This window comes from Pigmentiphaga sp. H8, assembly GCF_003854895.1.
Taxonomy (GTDB): Bacteria; Pseudomonadota; Gammaproteobacteria; order Burkholderiales; family Burkholderiaceae_B; genus Pigmentiphaga.
This window is the reverse complement of sequence record NZ_CP033966.1, coordinates 88,393-107,595: the sequence shown is the minus strand read 5'-3', so window position 1 is coordinate 107,595 and position 19,203 is coordinate 88,393. Positions and strand designations below refer to the sequence as shown.

The 19,203-nt window shown below is 69.5% G+C and carries 20 protein-coding genes; 7 read left to right on the top strand and 13 right to left on the bottom strand.

Annotated elements, in window-relative coordinates; genetic code table 11:
* Nucleotides 1-9 precede the first annotated feature (9 nt).
* The 3 genes from queC to EGT29_RS00510 all read right to left on the bottom strand — a co-directional run bounded on the left by queC (nucleotide 10) and on the right by EGT29_RS00510 (nucleotide 2,212).
* Nucleotides 10-720 (bottom strand): 7-cyano-7-deazaguanine synthase QueC, encoded by a 711-nt coding sequence (gene queC / locus EGT29_RS00515; RefSeq protein ID WP_124687189.1) that lies wholly within the window; start codon nucleotides 718-720, stop codon nucleotides 10-12.
* Nucleotides 720-881 carry a DUF6726 family protein gene (locus EGT29_RS28565; protein ID WP_192901781.1) on the bottom strand — a complete coding sequence of 54 codons (162 nt, stop codon included), beginning with the start codon at nucleotides 879-881 and terminating at the stop codon, nucleotides 720-722. Before EGT29_RS28565 ends, queC begins: the two co-directional genes overlap by 1 nt.
* 98 nt (nucleotides 882-979) lie before the next feature.
* A complete protein-coding gene (locus tag EGT29_RS00510) occupies nucleotides 980-2,212 on the bottom strand; it encodes an MFS transporter (protein ID WP_124687188.1) in 1,233 nt (410 codons plus the stop codon).
* 107 nt (nucleotides 2,213-2,319) lie between these two features.
* On the opposite strand from EGT29_RS00510, the gene EGT29_RS00505 reads away from it, so the two are divergent.
* On the top strand, nucleotides 2,320-3,099 hold the full coding sequence (locus EGT29_RS00505) for a helix-turn-helix domain-containing protein (protein WP_124687187.1): 780 nt from the start codon (nucleotides 2,320-2,322) through the stop codon (nucleotides 3,097-3,099).
* 13 nt (nucleotides 3,100-3,112) lie between these two features.
* On the opposite strand, the gene EGT29_RS00500 is transcribed toward EGT29_RS00505, so the two are convergent.
* From EGT29_RS00500 to EGT29_RS00490, 3 genes are read right to left on the bottom strand one after another with little or no spacing between them, the layout of a single operon-like run.
* Entirely contained in the window at nucleotides 3,113-3,844 is a 732-nt protein-coding gene (locus tag EGT29_RS00500) for an alpha/beta fold hydrolase (protein WP_124687186.1), read from the bottom strand.
* Between the two features lie 2 nt (nucleotides 3,845-3,846).
* Nucleotides 3,847-4,827, bottom strand: a complete 981-nt coding sequence (locus tag EGT29_RS00495) for a tripartite tricarboxylate transporter substrate binding protein (protein ID WP_238160250.1) — start codon at nucleotides 4,825-4,827, stop codon at nucleotides 3,847-3,849.
* Between the two features lie 48 nt (nucleotides 4,828-4,875).
* Nucleotides 4,876-5,769: an MBL fold metallo-hydrolase gene (locus tag EGT29_RS00490; RefSeq protein WP_124687185.1), complete on the bottom strand. Its 894-nt coding sequence runs from the start codon at nucleotides 5,767-5,769 to the stop codon at nucleotides 4,876-4,878.
* Between the two features lie 102 nt (nucleotides 5,770-5,871).
* Here EGT29_RS00490 and EGT29_RS00485 point away from each other — a divergent pair, with 102 nt between their 5' ends.
* The 4 genes from EGT29_RS00485 to EGT29_RS00470 all read left to right on the top strand — a co-directional run bounded on the left by EGT29_RS00485 (nucleotide 5,872) and on the right by EGT29_RS00470 (nucleotide 9,172).
* On the top strand, nucleotides 5,872-6,840 hold the full coding sequence (locus tag EGT29_RS00485; protein ID WP_124687184.1) for a LysR substrate-binding domain-containing protein: 969 nt from the start codon (nucleotides 5,872-5,874) through the stop codon (nucleotides 6,838-6,840).
* Nucleotides 6,841-6,977: 137 nt separating this feature from the next.
* Nucleotides 6,978-7,787: a class III extradiol ring-cleavage dioxygenase gene (locus EGT29_RS00480; RefSeq protein WP_124687183.1), complete on the top strand. Its 810-nt coding sequence runs from the start codon at nucleotides 6,978-6,980 to the stop codon at nucleotides 7,785-7,787.
* An 88-nt stretch (nucleotides 7,788-7,875) separates the two neighbouring features.
* Nucleotides 7,876-8,283 (top strand): DoxX family protein, encoded by a 408-nt coding sequence (locus EGT29_RS00475; RefSeq protein ID WP_124687182.1) that lies wholly within the window; start codon nucleotides 7,876-7,878, stop codon nucleotides 8,281-8,283.
* Nucleotides 8,284-8,287: 4 nt separating this feature from the next.
* On the top strand, nucleotides 8,288-9,172 hold the full coding sequence (locus tag EGT29_RS00470) for a LysR family transcriptional regulator (protein WP_124687181.1): 885 nt from the start codon (nucleotides 8,288-8,290) through the stop codon (nucleotides 9,170-9,172).
* On the opposite strand, the gene EGT29_RS00465 is transcribed toward EGT29_RS00470, so the two are convergent.
* The 4 genes from EGT29_RS00465 to EGT29_RS00450 are packed head-to-tail and all read right to left on the bottom strand — an operon-like array spanning nucleotide 9,169 to nucleotide 13,303.
* The gene (locus EGT29_RS00465) at nucleotides 9,169-10,281 is read right to left on the bottom strand and encodes an alcohol dehydrogenase catalytic domain-containing protein (RefSeq protein WP_124687180.1); all 1,113 of its coding nucleotides are present in this window, start codon (nucleotides 10,279-10,281) and stop codon (nucleotides 9,169-9,171) included. The genes EGT29_RS00470 and EGT29_RS00465 overlap by 4 nt on opposite strands.
* A gap of 17 nt (nucleotides 10,282-10,298) precedes the next feature.
* Entirely contained in the window at nucleotides 10,299-11,282 is a 984-nt protein-coding gene (locus EGT29_RS00460; RefSeq protein ID WP_124687179.1) for a hypothetical protein, read from the bottom strand.
* A 28-nt stretch (nucleotides 11,283-11,310) separates the two neighbouring features.
* Nucleotides 11,311-12,279, bottom strand: coding sequence for a TAXI family TRAP transporter solute-binding subunit (locus tag EGT29_RS00455; RefSeq protein ID WP_124687178.1), 969 nt, complete (start codon nucleotides 12,277-12,279; stop codon nucleotides 11,311-11,313).
* Nucleotides 12,280-12,289: 10 nt separating this feature from the next.
* Nucleotides 12,290-13,303 (bottom strand): tripartite tricarboxylate transporter substrate binding protein, encoded by a 1,014-nt coding sequence (locus EGT29_RS00450; RefSeq protein WP_124687177.1) that lies wholly within the window; start codon nucleotides 13,301-13,303, stop codon nucleotides 12,290-12,292.
* A gap of 204 nt (nucleotides 13,304-13,507) precedes the next feature.
* Between EGT29_RS00450 and EGT29_RS00445 the strand changes: the two genes are divergently transcribed.
* Nucleotides 13,508-15,343 (top strand): ABC transporter ATP-binding protein/permease, encoded by a 1,836-nt coding sequence (locus EGT29_RS00445; protein ID WP_238160249.1) that lies wholly within the window; start codon nucleotides 13,508-13,510, stop codon nucleotides 15,341-15,343.
* Between the two features lie 9 nt (nucleotides 15,344-15,352).
* On the opposite strand, the gene EGT29_RS00440 is transcribed toward EGT29_RS00445, so the two are convergent.
* Nucleotides 15,353-16,012 (bottom strand): bifunctional 4-hydroxy-2-oxoglutarate aldolase/2-dehydro-3-deoxy-phosphogluconate aldolase, encoded by a 660-nt coding sequence (locus EGT29_RS00440; protein ID WP_124687176.1) that lies wholly within the window; start codon nucleotides 16,010-16,012, stop codon nucleotides 15,353-15,355.
* 93 nt (nucleotides 16,013-16,105) lie between these two features.
* Entirely contained in the window at nucleotides 16,106-17,311 is a 1,206-nt protein-coding gene (locus EGT29_RS00435; RefSeq protein WP_124687175.1) for an MFS transporter, read from the bottom strand.
* Between the two features lie 97 nt (nucleotides 17,312-17,408).
* Between EGT29_RS00435 and EGT29_RS00430 the strand changes: the two genes are divergently transcribed.
* Nucleotides 17,409-17,705, top strand: coding sequence for an acylphosphatase (locus tag EGT29_RS00430; RefSeq protein ID WP_124687174.1), 297 nt, complete (start codon nucleotides 17,409-17,411; stop codon nucleotides 17,703-17,705).
* Here the strand turns inward: EGT29_RS00430 and EGT29_RS00425 are convergent, their stop codons facing one another.
* A complete protein-coding gene (locus tag EGT29_RS00425) occupies nucleotides 17,706-19,178 on the bottom strand; it encodes an aldehyde dehydrogenase family protein (protein WP_124687173.1) in 1,473 nt (490 codons plus the stop codon). It abuts the gene before it with no gap.
* Nucleotides 19,179-19,203 lie beyond the last annotated feature (25 nt).

Below are 19,203 nucleotides of genomic sequence, written 5' to 3'. Positions count from 1 at the left end.
CAAGCGGCGCTACACGCTGCCCGGCACCTGCCGCCAGCGCGCATGCCCCGCCGCCCGCAGCTCGCAGGCGGGGCAGGTCCCGCATCCGTAACCCCAGTCGAATCGCTTGCTGCGATCGCCCAGGTAGCAGGTATGGCTGTGCTCGGCCACGACCTCGACCAGCGCGTCGCCGCCCAGGTCCTGGGCCAGTTGCCAGGTCTGAGCCTTGTCCAGCCACATCAGCGGCGTCTCGAAGGTGAAGCGCTGCCCCATGCCCAGCGACACCGCGACCTGCAAGGCCTTGACGGTATCGTCGCGGCAATCGGGATAGCCGGAGAAATCGGTTTCGCACATGCCGCCGACCACGACCTCCAGCCCGCGGCGATAGGCCAGCGCCGCGGCCATGGTCAGGAAGACCAGGTTGCGCCCCGGGACGAAAGTGTTGGGCAGTCCGGCGTCCGTCAGCCTGATCTCGGTGTCGCGCGTAAGCGCGGTATCGCTCAGCGCGCCCAGCACCGACAGGTCGATGGCGTGGTCCTCGCCCAGCCGGGGCGACCAGTCCGGGAAGCGGGCATGGACTTCGCGCAGCACGTTGCGGCGGGCATCGAGTTCCACGCGATGGCGCTGGCCGTAGTCGAAGCCCACGGTCTCGACCCGCGCATAGCGGTCCAGGGCCCAGGCCAGGCAGGTCGTGGAGTCCTGGCCGCCGGAGAACAGGACGAGGGCCTTGCGTGCGTCCATCAATCGATGACCGCCGCGCAGGCGTCGGTGGGCGCCGCGGCAATGTCGCCCACCACGGGAACGATCTTGAGGCCGGCGGAGGCGATGCGGCAAGGCGCGGCCACCACGCCGCAGCCGTTCAGCGCGGTGGCGAAGACGAAGGCAAGCAGAAGACTTTTCATGTAGCCCTGGCAGGAGAATCGTGCGTGTCGCCACCAGGGTAGCACCATCGGATGGCGTGTCATGCACCGGGAGCCCACGGCTCCCGGCAGGCGGCCCGTCAGGCCTTGGCCAGGACCGGCTTGGCGCGTGGCCGGCCCAGGTCCGGCAGGAAGGCGGTCAACAGGCCCAGCAGCGGCAGGAACGAGCACAGGTGGTAGACGTATTCGATGCTGGTCACATCGGCCACCTTGCCCAGCACCGCGGCCCCCAGGCCGCCCATGCCGAACGCGAAGCCGAAGAACAGGCCCGATACGGTACCCACCTTGCCCGGCATCAGCTCCTGCGCGAACACCAGGATCGCGGAGAAGGCCGACGCCAGGATCAGGCCGATGACGAAACTCAGGATGCCGGTCCACGCCAGGTCCACGTAGGGCAGCACCAGCGCGAAGGGCGCCACGCCCAGGATGGAACCCCAGATCACCTTCTTGCGGCCGATGCGGTCGCCGATGGGGCCACCCAGTATCGTGCCCAGCGCGACCGCGATCAGGAAGGCGAACAGGTGCATCTGCGCGGCCTGCACCGAGACGTCAAAGCGGTCCATCAGGTAGAAGGTGTAGTAGCTCGTGAAGCTCGCCATGTAGAAATACTTGGAGAACAGCAACGTCAGCAGGATGGCCATCGAACCCGTGACGGTGCCGCGGCTGAGCGTGGGCGCGGGCGCCGCCGGCCGGGCCTTGCGCGGACCGGACAGGTGCTGCCGCTTGTACCAGGCGCCCACCTGGTAGAGCACGACCATGGCCAGCAGCGCGGCCAGCGCGAACCACGCCAGGCTGTCCTGGCCGCGCGGGATGATGAACCAGGCAGCCAGCAGCGGACCCATGGCGCTGCCGGCATTGCCGCCCACCTGGAAGATGGACTGCGCCAGGCCGTGGCGGCCGCCCGACACCAGGCGCGCGACGCGCGACGACTCGGGATGGAAGATGGACGACCCGGTGCCCAGCAGCGCCGCGGCCACCAGCAGCATGGCGTAGTTGGGCGCGAAGGCCAGCAGCACGATGCCGGCCATGCTGCACGCCATGCCCATGGGCAGCGAATAGGGCTTGGGATTACGGTCGGTGTACAAACCGACCAGCGGCTGCAGCAGCGACGCGGTCAACTGATAGAGCAGCGTGATCAGGCCGATCTGCGTGAACGACAGCGAGAACTCGCTTTTCAGGAGCGGATACACCGCCAGGATCAGCGACTGCAGCATGTCGTTCAGGAAATGCGAGAAGCTGATCGCGCCCAGTATCTTGAAGCCGGTGCGTTCAGCCTGGGCGGGCGGAACTTGGGCAGGGTTGACGCTTTGCATGGGGTCTCTGGATATGCCCGATGGGCTCAGGGTTTTTACGTATTTTCGTAAGCGTACCTGTCCAGATTGCGCCTGTCTTGCGAAAATAAGGCACACGCCTTCTAGAAATGGACAAAAACTCTCCTTTTCCCGACTACCACGACTACGACCGCCGCGAGCGGCCGGTCACGGCCATGGCCAAGGACTTCCCGCCGGACTACCGCACCGGTCCGCACCAGCATCCGTCGGGCCAACTGGTCTACGCGCTGTATGGCGTGGTGGTCGCGCATACCGAGATGGGCCGGTGGGTCGTACCGCCCACCCGGGCCCTGTGGATGCCGCCTTCGGTGCGCCACGAACTGCGCATGGTGGGAGCGGTACGGATGCGCACGGCCTACATCCATGCGGAGGCCTCCCGGCAATTGCCGCCCCATTGCTCGGTCATGGCGATCTCGCCGCTGCTGCGCGAGCTGATCCTGGCGGCGATCGACATCCACGGCCCCTACGACGAGCACACCCGCGACGGCCGGGTGATGCGGCTGCTGCTGGACGAGCTGCGGCAACTGCCCACGCTGCCGCTGCGCCTGCCCCGTCCCGCCGAGCCGCGCCTGCAGGCGGTGTGCGAGGCCATCGTCGCCGCCCCCGACGACAAGACCACCGCCCAGGGCTGGGCGCACCGCCTGGGCGTGGACGCCAAGACCGTGCACCGTCTTTTCGTGCGCGAAACCGGCATGACCTTCGGCCAATGGCGCCAGCAGGCGCGGCTGCTGGCCGCGCTGGAGCGCCTGGCCGAGGGCGCGAAGATCCTGGACGTGGCGCTGGAGCTGGGCTATGCCAGCCCCAGCGCGTTCTCGACCATGTTCAGGCGGCAGTTCGGCGTGGCGCCCAGCGCCTTCTTCGACCAGTAGCCGGCGTCTCCGGTCAGGGCTGGTCCAGGAAATCCGCCACGACGGCGTTGAACCAGTCCTCGCGCTCGAGGTGCGCCGCGTGGCCGCAGCCCGGCAGCACGCACAGGCTGGCGCCCGGAATGGCCTGGCGCAGCGCCAGGCCGGCATCGGGCGGATGCGTATGGTCATGCTCGCCCAGGATGACCAGCACCCGCGCCGTCACGCCGTCCAGCCCGCCGGTGAAATCCGCCCGCTGCATGGCTTCGATCGCGGCGATGCCCGCCAACTCCGACATGCGCGCGCCGTCCTCGGCACAGAGGGCATGATGCGGGTCGTCCTCGCCACGCGCGAACCACGCCGCCGCCACGCGGCGCACGCAGGACGCCACGCCGTCCTCGCGCAGCCGGGCGATGGTGCGCTCGGCCGGCTCGAAGCGGCGGCGCGGATCGATGCGCAGTCCCGCGCCGTACAGCACCGCGCGGCGCACGCGCGCCGGATGCGCGCGCAGCAATTCCTGCACGATGAAGCCGGCCATCGAATGCCCCAGCACGTCGAACCGCGCGAGGCCCTGCGCATCGGCCTGCCGCAGGGCCTCGGCGGCGAAGCCCGCCAGGTCGGAGCAGGGCGGCTCGCCGCCGCGCGCGCCGAACCCCGGCCAGTCGAAGGCCACGCAGCGGCGGTCCGCCAGCGCTGCCATGGTCGGCCGCCAGATGGCCGACGAAGCGCCGAAGCCGTGCAGCAACAGCAAGGGCGTGCCGCGCGCCATCGTCAGTTGTCCAGCATCACGCCGGACTTGCGCACGATATCCTGCCAGCGCCGCGCCTCGCCGCGCAGTTCGGCCTCGAATTCGGCGGGCGAGCCCTTGCCCGGCACGAAGCCGCCCTGGGCGTAGGCCTCGCGCACCTGGGGCATGGCCAGCACCTCGTTCAGCGCCTGCGACAGGGTCGCGATAACCGCCGGATCGGTGCCCTTGGGCGCCGCCAGGCCCCACCAGTTGCTGAGCACGACGTCGGGCATGCCGGCCTCGGACGCGGTGGGCACCTCCTTCAAGCCCGGATAGCGGGTCGGCGAAGCGACGGCCAGCGCGCGCACGCGCCCTTGCGGCATGTACGAGGCGGCGATGCTGTAGCCGCCGATGTAGAGCTGGATCTCGTTGGCCAGCAGGGCCTGCACGCCCAGCGACGACCCGCGGTACGGAATGTGGGTCATGTTCGCGTGCATCGCCTCGCTCAGCATGTAGGCCGACAGATGGGGCGTGGTGCCGGCCCCCGGCGAACCGTAGTTCAGCTTGCCCGCGTGCTGCCTGGCGTACCGCGCGAAGGCGGCGTAGTCCTGCGCCGGCACCGCCGCGCTGATGTAGATGAAGGCGGGCACGTCGGCCAGCTTGCCCACCATCGCCAGGTCCTCCAGCGGATCGAAGCCCAGCTTGCGATACAGGAACTGGTTGATGACGAAGTTGTTGGTCGCCCCCAGCACCAGCGTGTAGCCATCGGGCTTGGCGCGCACCACGTCCTGCACGCCGATGTTGCCGCCCGCCCCGGTACGGTAGTCGATGACCAGGGGCTGGCCCAGCCGCTTCTCCAGCAGCGGCTGCACCTGGCGGATGGCGATGTCGCCCGCTGCTCCGGGTGCGTAGGGCAGCACGAGGCGTATGGGCCGGTCGGGATAGCCGGCTCGTGCGCCGGCGGCAAGGCAACAGAGGAGGCCGGCGGCGAACAGCGCGGCACGGCGGCTAACGGTATCGGTCACGGCATGCCCTCCTGGAAAGATGCGCCGGATGCCGCCGGCGCGGCGGCGCTACAGGTCGATGCGCATCAGGTCGTGCGCCAGGCGCAGCGGACCGTCGTAGTTCTTGCGTATGTCGGCCACGATCTCGTCCATCAGGTGCGGCCCCATCAACTCCACCGGCAGGTGCTTGGCGGCGGCGCGCCGAAGCACCGGGCTGGTGGAATCGAAGTGGCCGAAGTGCGTGGCCACCAGGCTCTTCACGTTGGCCCGGCGGGCGATCTTGCCCAGGTCCGTGGGGCTGGTGTGGGAATAGGTGCCCACCCCGGTCTTGGCACGGTGGGCGATGAAGGACTCGGGGAAGGTGCACTCGTGGATCAGCAGGTCGGCGTCCTGGGCCAGCCGCACCATGGCGTCGCAGGGAGCGGTGTCGCCGCTGAAGGCGATGACCTTGCCCTCGGCCTCGACCCGCACCCCGAAGCATTCGCAGATGTCGCGCGGGATGTGCTCGACCCAGTCCACCGAAATCTTCACCTTGTCGTCCTCGAACACCACGCCCGGCTGGACCTCGCGCACCTCGGGCCGCGCCGCCTCGATGTTCTGCTGGCGCACGGGATAGGCGCTGCGGGCGCGGAAATCGGCCTGGAACGCACCATGCTCGAACAGGTGGTCGACGAAATGCCGCGTACCCTTGGGGCCCAGCACCAAGGGCGCGCCGGTCTTGTTCAGCATCCAGCTGGAGATGACGAAATAGGGGTAGTCGCAGATGTGGTCGTGGTGCAGGTGGGTCAGGAAGACGAATCCCACCTTGGCCGGGTCCACGTTGGCGCGCACCATCTGCCGCGTGGCGCCCTCGCCGCAATCGAACAGGTAGTGCCGGTCTTCGTCCAGCGTCAGCAGGATGGCCGACTGGCCTCGGTCGGGGTCGGGCAAGGCGGCGCCGGTGCCCAGCATCGTGATCTTCATCGGGGTCTCGCGGATAGGGGAAAAACGGGCCCAGTGTAGGCACGCAGTGACTACCAATGCATAAATTCTTAGAATCAAGTGAAAACCAACAGGAATCACACTGTGGACACCGCCTACCGCATCCCTACCGTCCGCCAGATCCGTTCCAGGCTGCGGCTGCGCCACCTGGACCTGCTCGAGGCGCTGCACGCCACCGGCAGCGTGCACAAGGCCGCCGCGCGCCTGGGCATGACCCAGCCCGCCGCCAGCAAGCTGCTGGTGGAACTGGAAGCAGCCTTCGGCGTGCCGCTGTTCGTGCGCTCGCGCCGCGGCATCTCGCCCACGCCCTATGGCGAGACGCTGGTGCAGAAGGCCGGCGTACTGCTGGCGGACCTGGACGGGGCCCGCAACGAGATCGAGGCGCTGACCCGGGGCGCCACCGGCCGGGTGCGCGCCGGCGTGCTGCAGGTGGTGCTGCCGGTGCTGGTGCCGCGCGCGCTGGCGCGCATGCACGAGGCCCACGCAGGCATCACCGTGATGATCCAGGAAGGCACCAACGACCTGCTGCTGGCGGCGCTGGCGCGGGGCGAGCTGGACTGCATCATCGGACGCCTGATGCAGGGCGCCTCGCAGGCCATGTTCCGCACCGAAGTGCTGTACGACGAACCCATCTACGTCGTGGCGCGGGTGGGACATCCGCTCGCGCGCTCGAACCGCGTGACGCCGGCCACGCTGGCCCGGCAATCCTGGATCCTGCCCCCGCCCGATGCGCCGCTGCGCCAGCGCATCGACGCCTATTTCGCCGAACAAGGCCTCACGCTGGGCGTGCCGCTGGCCGAATCCGTCTCGCTGCTGGCCAACGAGGTCCTGCTGCGCAATACCGACGTGCTGGCCGCCATGCCCCGCGGCGTCGCCCGGCACTATGCCCGGCTGGGGATACTGACCATCTTGAACTTCCGGCCGTCGTGGGCCTTGCCTTCGGTGGGGGTCGTGCTACGCTCGGACGTGGCGCCTTCGCCCGCGCTGGAATTCTTCCTGCGGGCGGTCCGGGAAGAAGCCGCCGGAATGCGCCAGCAAGCGGAACAGGAGTAAAGGCTGGGGCCTGAAATCCCCTCGTCCCGCACTGACGATCATCAACAAACAGGAAACAAACCCTTCCGTTCTATACGATTGATTGCCTGACAGCACGCGCCTATATTGCCGACAAAGGCCACGCCACAGGAGCCGCCATGTCCGCCTCGAGCGCCCACCGTCTGCCCACGTTCTTCATCCCCCATGGAGGAGGCCCCTGCTTCTTCATGGACTGGCCCGGCGATCCCCGCATGTGGGACCGCATGGCCGCTTTCCTGAAGGGGCTCGCCGCGTCGGCGGGCCCCCGTCCCAAAGCGGTGCTGGTGATTTCCGGCCACTGGGAAGAGGACGACTTCACCGTCAATGCCAGTCCCAACCCGCCGCTGCTGTTCGACTACTACGGCTTTCCCGAACACACCTACCAGCTGCAATACCCGGCGCCCGGTTCGCCCGCGCTGGCCGGCCGCGTGCGCGAGCTGCTGGGGCAGGCGGGCATCGCTTGCGGCTCGAACACCGAGCGGGGGCTGGACCACGGCGTGTTCGTGCCGTTCAAGCTGATCTTTCCCGATGCCGACGTTCCCGTCGTCCAGCTGTCGATGAAGACGGGCCTGGATCCCGAGGCCCACCTGGCGGCCGGACGCGCGCTCGCGCCGTTGCGCGACGAAGGCGTGCTGATCGTGGGCAGCGGCATGAGCTTCCACAACATGCGGGGCTTCGCGCCGGCGTTCAAGCCGGCCTCGCAGCGCTTCGACGACTGGCTGGCCGACACCGTGGCGCTGCCTCGCGAGGCCCGCGAACAGGCGCTGGCGAACTGGACGTCGGCACCCGACGCGCGCGTCGCGCAGCCCCGGCCCGATCACCTGCTGCCGCTGATGGTGGCGGCGGGCGCGGCCGGCAACGACCCCGGCAGCCGCATCTTCCAGGATGAAGTCATGAACGTAGTCGTCTCCGCCACCCGCTTTGGGTAAGGAAACCCATCCCCCCTACGCCCTACGGGCGCCCTGGATCTGGACACAGTCTTTTTCACCCGCGTGTCACTCTTGAAGGAAATAGCCAATGCAGACCTCCACCAACGACACCCTCGCCATCTGGGCCCCCCGCGCGCAAGCCGTCATGCGCATCGTCATCGCCTACGTGTTCCTGCAGCACGGCACGGCCAAGTTCTTCGACATTCCGTCGCTGGGCATGCAAGGCATCCAGCTGTTCTCGCTGATGGGCCTGGCCGGCGTGCTGGAAATCGGCGGCGGCCTGCTGATGATCCTGGGCCTGTTCACCCGGCCGGTGGCGTTCATCCTGTGCGGCTTCACGGCCGTGGCCTACTTCATGGCGCATGCGCCCAAGGCCTTCCTGAGCCCGCTGCAGAACGGCGGCGAACCGGCGGTGCTGTACTGCTTCGTGTTCCTGTTCTTCGCCGTGGCCGGCGCAGGCGCCTTCAGCATCGACACATCGCGCGGCAAGGCTTGAACGCTTGGACACGCTGGTCAGCATGAAGGTGTTCCGCCTCGTGGTCGAGGCGGGCAGCTTCGCGCGGGCGGCCGGGCAGCTGGGCATCTCGCCGGCCATGGCCAGCAAGCACCTGGCCCACCTGGAACGCAGCCTGGGCGCCCGCCTGCTCAACCGCACCAGCCGGCACGTCAGCCCGACCGAGGCGGGGCAGGTCTATTTCGAGCAGTGCTGCGAAGCGCTGGACCTGCTGGACAACGCCGAGGCCACGCTGCAGGACAGCCATGCCGAGCCGCGCGGCCAGTTGAAGATCACCGCGCCGGTCTGGTGTGCCAACGGCCGCTTCGCCGGCATGCTGGCGTGCTACCGCGAGCGCTACCCGCGCGTGGTCATCGACCTGCGCCTGAGCAACTACAAGGTGGACCTGGCCGAGGAAGGCTTCGACCTGGCCCTGCGCGCCACCGCCGCGCAGAACGCGCCCTCGCTGATCGTGCGACCGCTGTGCGAAGTCCGCTTCGTGCTGGCGGCCTCGCGCGACTACGTCGACCGGCACGGCCCCTTCGAGTCGCCGGCCCAGTTGGCCGACCGGCCGGCCGTCCTGCCCGCCTACATCAAGCGGCCCGAGGAAATCCCGCTGCAGGGGCCCGCGGGGCCGGCGACGCTGCGCGTGCCCGCGGCGCTGAAGACGGACGACTCGTCCCTGGCGCGCCACAGCCTGCTGGCGGGCATCGGTCCCGGCTACCTGCCGGAATGGCTGATCGCCGGCGACCTGGACAGCGGCGCGCTGGTGCGCCTGCTGCCGCAGTACCGGCCGCCTTCCGTGACCCTGTACGCCGCCTATACCAGCCGCAAATTCATGGTGCCCAAGGTGCGGACCTTCATCGACTTTTTCAGCGAGGCCTTCGGCTAGTCGGCCCCCTGCGGGTGCACCACGGCCATCCAGATCGGTTCGCTGCGATCGAGCATGACCTGCAGGGCCCGGTTCACCTCGGCCAGCGGGAAGTGGTGGGTGATCAGCGCATCGGCGTTCAGCCGGCCCGACGCCAGCAGCTCCAGGACGGCGTCGGTGTCCGAGCGCGTGCAGGCCCGGGTGCCGACGATCTTCCAGCACATCTGCATGGCCTCGGCCACCGTCATCGACAGCGGCGTGGCGTTGCCGCCCATGTGCACCAGCGTGCCGCCCAGGGCCAATGCGCGCAGCGCCTGCATCGTGCCCGGGCCGCCGGGGAAATAGTCCAGCACGGCATCGGCGCCTCCCGGCAGCAGCTCGCGCAGCCGGCGGGTCAGGCCCTGACTGCCGGCCCAGTCGGGCGCCAGTTCGTCCAGCGCGACCAGCTCCACCGGCAGGTCGCCCGCCAGCGGCCGCAGCGCCTCCAGGCGTTCGCGCGACCGCGCCACCAGCACCAGGCGCCGCGCGCCGTAGAACCTGGCAAGCAGGATGCTGGCCGTTCCCATGGTGCCGGTGGCGGCGGTAATGACCAGGCGCCCCGGCTCGGGGATGGCCGCGCACTTGAGCGCGCGCACGGCGTTGGCCAGGTCGTGCACCTTGGCGCCGACGTCGAAGTTGACGTTGTCGGGAAGGGGATCGACCAGCCAGTCCGGGGCACGCGCGTACTCGGCCAGCCCGCCGTCGTGATAACGCGCGTAGAGCTCCAGCTTGCCGGTGCCGAACGCGGCGTGCCCGATCATGGCGGTCTCGGCGCACAGTTGCTGGCGGTCGGTGCGGCAATAGACGCAGTCGCCGCAGGACAGCATGGGATGCACCCGCACCCGCCGGCCGACCAGCGAGGCGTCGGCCTCGCGTCCCGCCGCGACGACCACGCCCGCGATCTCGTGGCCGGGCGTGGAAGGCAGGTGCTTGAAGCGGCCGCGTTCGAGCAGCTTCATCATGCCGGGCGCGATGCCGGCGGAGGCGACCTTGATCAGCACGTCGCGCGCGCCAGGCTCGGGCACCGGCACCCGCTCCAGCCGCAATTCGGCCGCGCCCTGGTGGGCCCGCGCGGCAATCATGTCGCTCATGTTCCTGTCCTCGTGTGTCATGTCGGTTTGCCGGCGCGCAGCCCGTCGATGTCCGACGGCGCCATTCTCTCGGCCTGGCGGGCGCCCTGCGCCACCTGCGGAATGGGTTGGGTCGAGACCAGCGACAGGTGCGTGCTGGGCCCCGCATGGATGCTGGCGAACGCCACCGCGCGGGGAATGCGGACGAAGTCGCCGGGCGCCAGGTGCAGCACGCCGCGCTGGGTCACCAGCGTGCGCGTGCCCGAGACCTGGTACTGGATCTCCTCGGCGTTGCGCAGCCGGCGATAGACGTGTCCGGTCGACGCGGCGGCGACCGTGGCCCCGATCATGGCCGTGGGGCCGCGATACAGCCACTCGACGCCCGAACCGATGCGCAAGACCTCCAGCCGCTCCTGCGTGTCGTCGGCATGGGCCAGCAGCAGCCGTTCGTCGATGGGCGACAGCGCCACGTCCTGGCCCGGCCCGGCCACGCCCTCGGTGACGAGTTCGTTCAGGGGCGCCGGCGACCAGCCCGGAAACGGCGGGACCCTGGCCTCGGAACGCCGGTCCACCGTGCCCAGGCGCTCGACCGGCCCGGGCACGTAGAACAAGAGATGGATGTCGCGGCGGCCGTAGTTGTCGTGGGCCACGCCGTCGGGCAATCGCGCGAACTCGCCCGGCGCCACGTCCACGCTGCCCAGTTCGGTCATGATCGTGCGATCGCCGCAGACCTGGAACGAGATCTCGTCCACGCCGCAATTGCGGTGGTAGAACGGCTGGCGGGCGTTCATCGTCTGCCACTCTATCCGCATGGCCGCGCTCTCGTAGACGCCGCGCGGCGGCACGAAAGGCTGGTCCACGTACTCGGCGGAAAAATGCACCGCCTCGACGGGCGGATACGCGCGGGGAGGGCGGCCGCCGCCCGGCAGGGGCTCGGCCAGCAGCAGTTCCTCGCGACGGCGCAACACGCGGGGCGGCGCGTCGAAGGGAAATGCCTCCAGGTGTTCACGGACTTCGGGCACGGCGGTCTCCTTGGCGGGCGGGGCGGGCTCAGCCCAGCAGTCCCGCCTCGCGGTAGTAGCGTTGCGCGCCCGCATGCAGCGCGATGGACGGCCGGGCCATCCTGGCGGGATCGATGGGATAGGACAGCGGACTGCGCTGCGGCGGCAGGTGGCGGTACTGGCGCTCGATGGCCTCGCGCGTCTCCACCAGGCACCAGGTCAGGAGATACGCCACCTCCTCGTCCATGTCGTCGCGCACCAGCACCAGGAAGTCCGAGAAGTCCAGGGCTTGCAGCGGCGTCTCGAGGTTCTTCCAGTAGCCCGCGGGCAGCGGGTTGGCCGGAAAGCCGTGGTCGGCGTGCAACCGGGCCAGGGCGGAAGGCTCCGCGGACAGCGGCACCGCCTGTCCGGATTCCACGATCCGCGCCCACCAGGGCGTCATGATCGCCTCCTGCAGCACGCCATCCACCTCGCCCGCCTCCATGCGCGCCAGGCTGTCGCGGGGATTGGTGTCCTCGACGTAGGACCCACCCCAGGCCGCCAGCGTGGCCTCGTCGATGCCGTGGGCCGCCATGAACAGGCGGCTTACGTGGCCGATGAAATTGGTGCCGTCGTTGCGTGAGGTGGCGATGCGCAGAGCCGGCCGGCGGCCGCGCAACTCCTCGAACGAACGGATACCCAGGTCGGGGCGCAGCGCCAGCACCATGCGGTCGTTCTGCGGCAGCACCGCGAGCGAGCGCAGGTTGGGCGCGGCGCGCCCCTGGAAGATGGACTGGCCCGTCAGCGCCGCCGGCATCAGCATCGCCGGCGTCACCAGACACAGGTCCACCTCGCCTTCCTGCACCAGGTCGATCGCCTCGATGCCGCCGGCGCGTATGCTCCATATGGCCACGCGGCTGCGCGGTCCGGCGCGCTTGCAGAACTCCTCGCACAGCCAGGAGCAGATGCGGTGGAAGTTCGCCTGGCCCCAGTCGCCGACGAAGCGCAGGTGGTACGAGCGGGAAAGTGCGGGTTGCATGAAGGAACTCCTATTCGACCTTGACGTGGGCGTCCTGGATCACCTTCGCCCAGAATGCGTTCTGCTCGCGCACCAGCGCCGCGAAGGCCTGCTGGTTGCTGTCCACCGGCTCGAAGCCGAGTTCCAGCAGGCGGCTGCGAATCTCGGGACGCGCCAGCACCTTGTGCACCGTAGCGGCCATCTTCGCCGTCAGCGCGGCGGGCGTGCCGGCCGGCACCAGCAGGCCGCCGAAGCCGACCACCTCGAAACCGCCGTAGCCCGACTCCTTCATGGTCGGAATGTCGGGACTGATGGGCGAGCGGGCCGATCCGGTGCTGGCGAGCACGCGCAGGGTGCCCGCCTGTACGTGCGGCAGCAGGTCGGAGTAGGACGCGAACACGCTGGAGATGCGGCCCGCCGCCACGTCCATGACTGCCGGCGGCATGCCGGTGTAGGGCACGTGCAGCATGTCGATGCCGGCCTGCTGCATCAGGATGACCGTGTTCAGGTGCGGGGTGGAGCCCTGGCCCGGACTGGAGAACGACAACTGTGACCCGGGCCGGGCCGCGTAGGCGACGAACTCCTTGACGGTCTTGACCGGCAGCCCCGCGTTCACGCCCAGCCACAACTGCGCGGTGAAAAGCTGGGCGACCGGCGCGAAGCTCGCCACCGGGTCGTAGCCGGCCGAACGCAGCAGGTGCGGCGCCTGCACGTAGGGCGTGGTACCCAGCAGCATGGTGCGGCCGTCGGGCGGCGCCTTGGCCACATAGGCGGCGCCGATGACGCCGGAGGCGCCCGCGCGGTTGTCCACGACCACCGGCACGCCCCATTCCTTGGACAGCGGCTCGGCAACCAGCCGCGCGGCGTTGTCGAACGAGCTGCCTGCGCGGCCGGACACCACGATGGTGACGCGGCCGCCATCGAACGGGTCGGCCGCCGCGGGCGCCGCGCCCGCGAACAGTACCGCGCAAGCCAGGACCGGCAGGCAGGCCAGCGCGCGGCTTGCGCGCCGGCGCGCGCGAAGGTTCGAAATGCCTGATTCCATGATTGTCTCCCCTTTTTCCCGGGTGGTTTGTGGTGCGAATACTGTGATCCGGGCGGGCGGCGGTCAACCCTAATTCTCGCCGGCTGAGACGACTGAAGTCGGCCGCCGCCGACGCCGCCATGCCGGCGCGCGCCCCCCGGGGTAAACGAGCCTGGATATCCGAACAGGCGTATCGTTGCCAACATTGCTTCCTGGAAACACGCTTTGAACACACCCGCTCCTGCGCGCCGCCCCGGCGGCGGCCTGGCCACCCTGCGCACCCTGCTTCCCTATCTGTGGCCGGCCCACGCCCCCCGGCTGCGCCTGCGCATCGTGGCCGCCCTGGCGCTGCTGATCGCCGCCAAGGTCGCCAACGTCTACGTCCCCATTTTCTACAAGTCGGCGGTGGACGCCCTGGGCGGCACGGCCGCGGCCGTGCTGGCCATCCCGGTGGGCATGATCCTGGCCTACGGCGGCGCCCGCGTCCTGTCGCTGGTGTTCTCCGAACTGCGCGACGCGGTGTTCGCGCGCGTGGCGCAGAACGCCATCCGCGTCGTCGGCCTGCAGGTGTTCCGCCACCTGCACGGACTGGCGCTGCGCTTTCACCTGGCCCGCCAGACCGGCGGGCTGACGCGCTCCATCGAGCGCGGCACGCGGGCGATCAGCACGCTGCTGTCCTACATGCTGTTCAACGTGCTGCCCACGCTGTTCGAGATCGGGCTGGTCACGGTCATCCTGTGGCACATGTTCGATGCGTGGTTCGCGCTGGCGACCCTGGTCACGGTGGTGCTGTACATCGCCTACACGCTGCTCGTCACGGAATGGCGCACGAAGTTCCGGCGCCAGATGAACGAGACCGACTCCGAAGCCAACACCAAGGCCATCGACAGCCTGCTCAACTACGAGACCGTGAAGTACTTCGGCAACGAGGAACACGAGGCGCGGCGCTACGACCACGCGCTGGGGCGCTACGAGCGCGCGGCGGTCAAGAGCCAGGTCAGCCTGTCGCTGCTGAACATCGGCCAGGCCGCGATCATCTCGGTCGGCCTGACCGTGGTGATGTGGATGGCAGCGCGCGGCATCGTCGCCGGCCGCCTCAGCATCGGCGATTTCGTGCTGGTCAACGCCTACCTGCTCCAGCTCTACCAGCCGCTGAATTTCTTCGGCTTCGTCTATCGCGAGATCAAGCAATCGCTGATCGACATGGACCGCATGTTCGAGCTGCTGTCCGAAGACCGCGAGATCGCCGACGAACCCGGCGCGCCCGACCTGCGCGTGGACGGCGCCACGGTCGAGTTCCGCCACGTGGTGTTCGGCTACGATCCGCGGCGCCTGATCCTGAAGGACGTCAGCTTCACCATCGCGGCGGGCCGGACGGTGGCCGTGGTGGGTTCGTCGGGCGCGGGCAAGTCCACCCTGAGCCGGCTGCTGTTCCGCTTCTACGACGTCAGCGGCGGCGCCATCCTGATCGACGGCCAGGACATCCGCAAGATCAGCCAATCCAGCCTGCGCGCGGCGATCGGCATCGTGCCGCAGGACACCGTGCTGTTCAACGACACCATCTACTACAACATCGCCTACGGGCGCCCGGGCGCGACCCAGGCCGAGATCGAGGAAGCGGCGCGCCTGGCCCACATCCACGACTTCATCCTGGCCATGCCCGACGGCTACCAGACCGTGGTGGGCGAACGCGGACTGAAGCTTTCCGGCGGCGAGAAGCAGCGCGTGGCCATCGCCCGCACCATCCTGAAGCGGCCGGCGGTGCTGGTGTTCGACGAGGCCACCAGCGCGCTGGACACGCATACCGAACGCGAGATCCAGGGCAACCTGCGCGAGGTCAGCCGCGGCCGTACCACGCTGACCATCGCCCACCGCCTGTCCACCATCATCGACGCCGACGAGATCATCGTGCTGGACGGCGGCCGGGTGGTGGAGCGCGGCCGCCACCATCAGTTGCTGACGCTGGACGGCGCCTACGCGGCCATGTGGCGGCGGCAGCAGGAAAGCACCGCGGGCGGCGACGAGCTCAAGCCCTACCAGGCCGCGGAGCAAGCCACCTGAACGCTTCGGTCAGGCGGCCGCGGCGTCCTTGAGCGTGGCCTGGAGCGAGGCCACCAGCGCCTCGGTGTCGCGCGCGGCAAGCCGCCCCTTGTCGAACAGGTTGCTGCCCATGCCCACGATGTCGGCACCCGCGCGGTAGTAGGCCGCCATGTTGTCGCGCGTCACGCCTCCGGTCGGGCAGAACAGCGTATCGGGGAAGACCGCCTTGACCGCCGCCAGGTGGCCCGGGCCGCCGGTATCGGCGGGAAAGATCTTCACCACGTCGGCGCCGGCCGCCTTGGCCGCGATGATCTCGGTGGGGGTGAACGCGCCCAGCATGCTCAAGGCGCCCGCCGCGCCCGCCAGTTCCACCAGCGCCGGCACGACGCCCGGCGCGACCAGGAAATCGGCGCCCGCTTCCAGGGCCGAGCGGGCCTGCTCGGCATCCAGCACGGTACCCACGCCTATCAGCACGTCCGTGTGGCCGGCCCGTTCGGCCTCGGCCCGCAACGACCGCAGGACTTCCAGCACGCCGGGAATGGTCCAGGTCAGCTCGATGCCCCGGCAGCCGGCGCGCAACGCCACCAGGGCGGCGTAAAGGGCGGTGTCGGCGTCCTGGTAGCGCAAGACGGGGATCAGCCGCGCGGCCCGCAGCACGGCCCAGCGCTGCTGGGGGATGGAATCGGCCATGTTCGTCGTCCGGGAAGAGTCCGACCACAGGCTAGCATGGCGCGCGGAGCCCGCCTGTAAGGGGCGGCAACACGCGCTGCTGGCCGGCAGGCCCTAGCGGGTGGACGGCGAGGCGGCCGTGGACGCGCGCGGCCGCATGGCCCAGGCCGCCGCGGCGGCCAGCGCGGCCACCGTGCCGCCGATCGACACGCCATGCCAGCCGGCATGCGCGTAAAGCCAGGCCGATGCCAGCGAACCCAGCGAGCCGCCGATGAAGTAGCTCGTCATGTAGGCCGCCGTCAGGCGGCCGCGCGCCTCGGGGCGGATGCGATAGATGGCGTTCTGGTTGCTGATGTGCGCCGCCTGCGCGCCCAGGTCCATCAGGATCACGCCCACCACCAGCAGCGCCACGGAATACTGGCCAAGCACGATGGGCAGCCACGACACCAGCAGCACCGCCAGGCCGAAGCGCGTGGCCGTCTCGCCCTTGCCACGGTCGGCCAGCCGTCCCACCCGCGCGGCGGCCAGGGCGCCGGCCGCGCCCGCCAGGCCGAACAGCCCGATGGTGAAGGTGGAATAGCCGAACGGCGGCGCGGACAGCAGGAAGGCCAGTGAAGTCCAGAACATGGCGAAACTGGCGAAGGTCAGGGCGCCGAGCAGGGCACGGGTGCGCAGCACCGGCTCCTGGGCGAACAGCGCGGCGATCGATGCGATCAACCGGGGGTACGGCATGCCGGCCGCCTGCGCCGGGTGGTGCGGCAGCGAACGGCGCAGGATGAAGGCCAGCGCCGCCATCAGGACCGCGGCGATCCCGTAGACCAGGCGCCAGTTGCCCAGCGCCGCCACCAGCCCCGCGAAGGTGCGCGCCAGCAGGATGCCCAGCAGCAGGCCGCTCATCAGCGTGCCGACGACCTTGCCGCGTTCGTCGGGTGAAGCCAGCGTGGCGCCGAAGGGCACCAGCACCTGGGCGACCACCGAGAACAGCCCGGCCACGGTGGTGCCGGCCAGCAGGACCGGCAGGTTGCCGGCCAGCGCGCTGGCGCACAGCCCGCCGGCGGCCAGCAGCGTCATCACGAAGATCAGGTTGCGCCGGTCGAGCAGGTCGCCCAGCGGGACCAGCAGGAACAATCCCACCGCATAGCTGACCTGGGCCGCCGTCACGATGGAGCCGGCTTCGGGCACGGACAGGCCGAGGTCGCCGGCGATGACATGCAGCAGGGGCTGGGCGTAATAGTTGGCCGCCACGGTCAGGCCGGTGGCGATGGACATCAGCCAGACAAGGCCGGGACTCAGGGAAGGGGAAGAAGCGGATGCGGTCATGACGACATTATTCCGCACGATGCCTCATCGGATCCAACGCCGGCGGGCACGTTTTCCGCTGGTAGACTCGTTTCCACAACCATTTTCGAACCGACCCATGCAAGAACTCGACAGCACCGCGCCTCTGGAAACCGTACTCGTCCGCGTGACCGGCAGAGTCCAGGGTGTCGGTTTTCGCCTCGCCACGGTCCGGCGCGCCCACCTGGTGGGCGTGGGCGGCTGGGTGCGCAACAACGAAGACGGTTCGGTCGAAGCGCTCGTGCAAGGCACTCCCGACCAGGTCGACCAGATGCTCGAATGGATGCGCCAGGGCCCGCCGCAGGCGCGCGTGGACGATCTCGCGAGCGAACGCCAGTTCATCGACCGGCGGTTCGCGCGCTTCGAACAGCAGTGATCAGCCCAGCTTGATGTTCACGTTCTTGGTATAGGTGAACTCCAGCAGTTCGGCGAAGCATTCCTCGCGGCCGATGCCCGATTGCTTGACGCCGCCGAAGGGCGCGCCCAGGAAGTGCTGGCTGGTGTTGTTGATCCACACGTAGCCCGTCGTCATGCGCCGGGCGGCGCGGTGCGCCGTGTCCAGGTCGCGGGTCCAGATCGATCCCGTCAGCCCGAAGTCCACGTCGTTCACCTGTTCGAACAGCGCATCCTCGTCGCGCCACTTGAACACCGACAGGATGGGGCCGAAGACTTCCTCGCGCGCCAGGCGCATGTGCGGCTGCACGTCGGCGAACACCGTCGGCTCGAAGAAGAACCCTCGCGCCAGCGCCGGATCGGCGGGCCGCTTGCCGCCGCTCACCAGCCGCGCCCCTTCCTCCAGCGCCGAGGCGACGAAACCCTCGACCTTCTGCAATTGCGCCCGGCTGACCAGCGCCCCCATGGTGGTGGCCGGGTCGATGGGAATGCCGGGCTTGTGGCGCTCGGGCAGCAGGCGCGCCACGGCTTCCAGCACGCGGTCGTGGATGGATTCGTGCAGGAAGACGCGGCTGGTGGAACCGCAGCTCTGGCCCGACCAGGTGAAGTTCATGCCGCCGATGATGCCCTGCACCAGCTTGTCCAGATCGGCATCGGGATAGGCGATCAGCGCGTTCTTGCCGCCCAGCTCCAGCAGCACGGGCTTGAGGTCGCGCGCCGCCGTCTCCATGACGGCCTTGCCGGTCGGCACGCCACCGATCAGCGTGACCTTGCGCACCAGCGGATGCCGCGACATGGCGTCCCCGCATTCGCGGCCGCCGCACAGGAAGTTCACCACGCCCGGCGGGAAGATGTCGCCCACCAGCTCGGCCAGCCGGATGATGGACAGCGGCGCCTGGTCGGGCGCCTTGACCACCACCGTGTTGCCCGCGGCCAGCGGCGCGGCGATGCGCAGCGCCGCGAACATCAGCGGATGGTTGTAGGCGACGATGCGCGCGATCACGCCCATGGGTTCGCGCACGGTGTAGTTCAGGTTGCCGTCGCCCATGGGGATCGTCTCGCCCTTGACCTCGGCCGCCAGGCCGGCGAAGTACTCCAGGCCGTCGGCGGCGAAGCCGGCATCGTTCAGCAAGGCGGAGACGGGGTTCCCGTTGTTCAGCGAATCGAGCTGCGCCAGCGGCAGCGCGTGTTCGCGCAGGACCGCGGCGGCGCGGCGCAGGTAGTCGGCCCGCCGCGCCGGCGGCAGGCTGGCCCAGGCCGGAAAGGCGGCCTGCGCGGCGCGCACGGCGGCGTCCACGTCGTCCGCGCCCGCCACCGGGGCCTGGGTGATGGCTTCGTCGTAGGCGGGGTTGATGGTGTCGGCATACAGGCCGGACGCCGGTTCGTGCCAGGCGCCGCCGTAGTACAGGCTGCGCCGGGTGGGAAGGATGCCCGGGGGGATCTCATGAGCACGCATGGAAGACTCTCTTGAAGATGGCAAG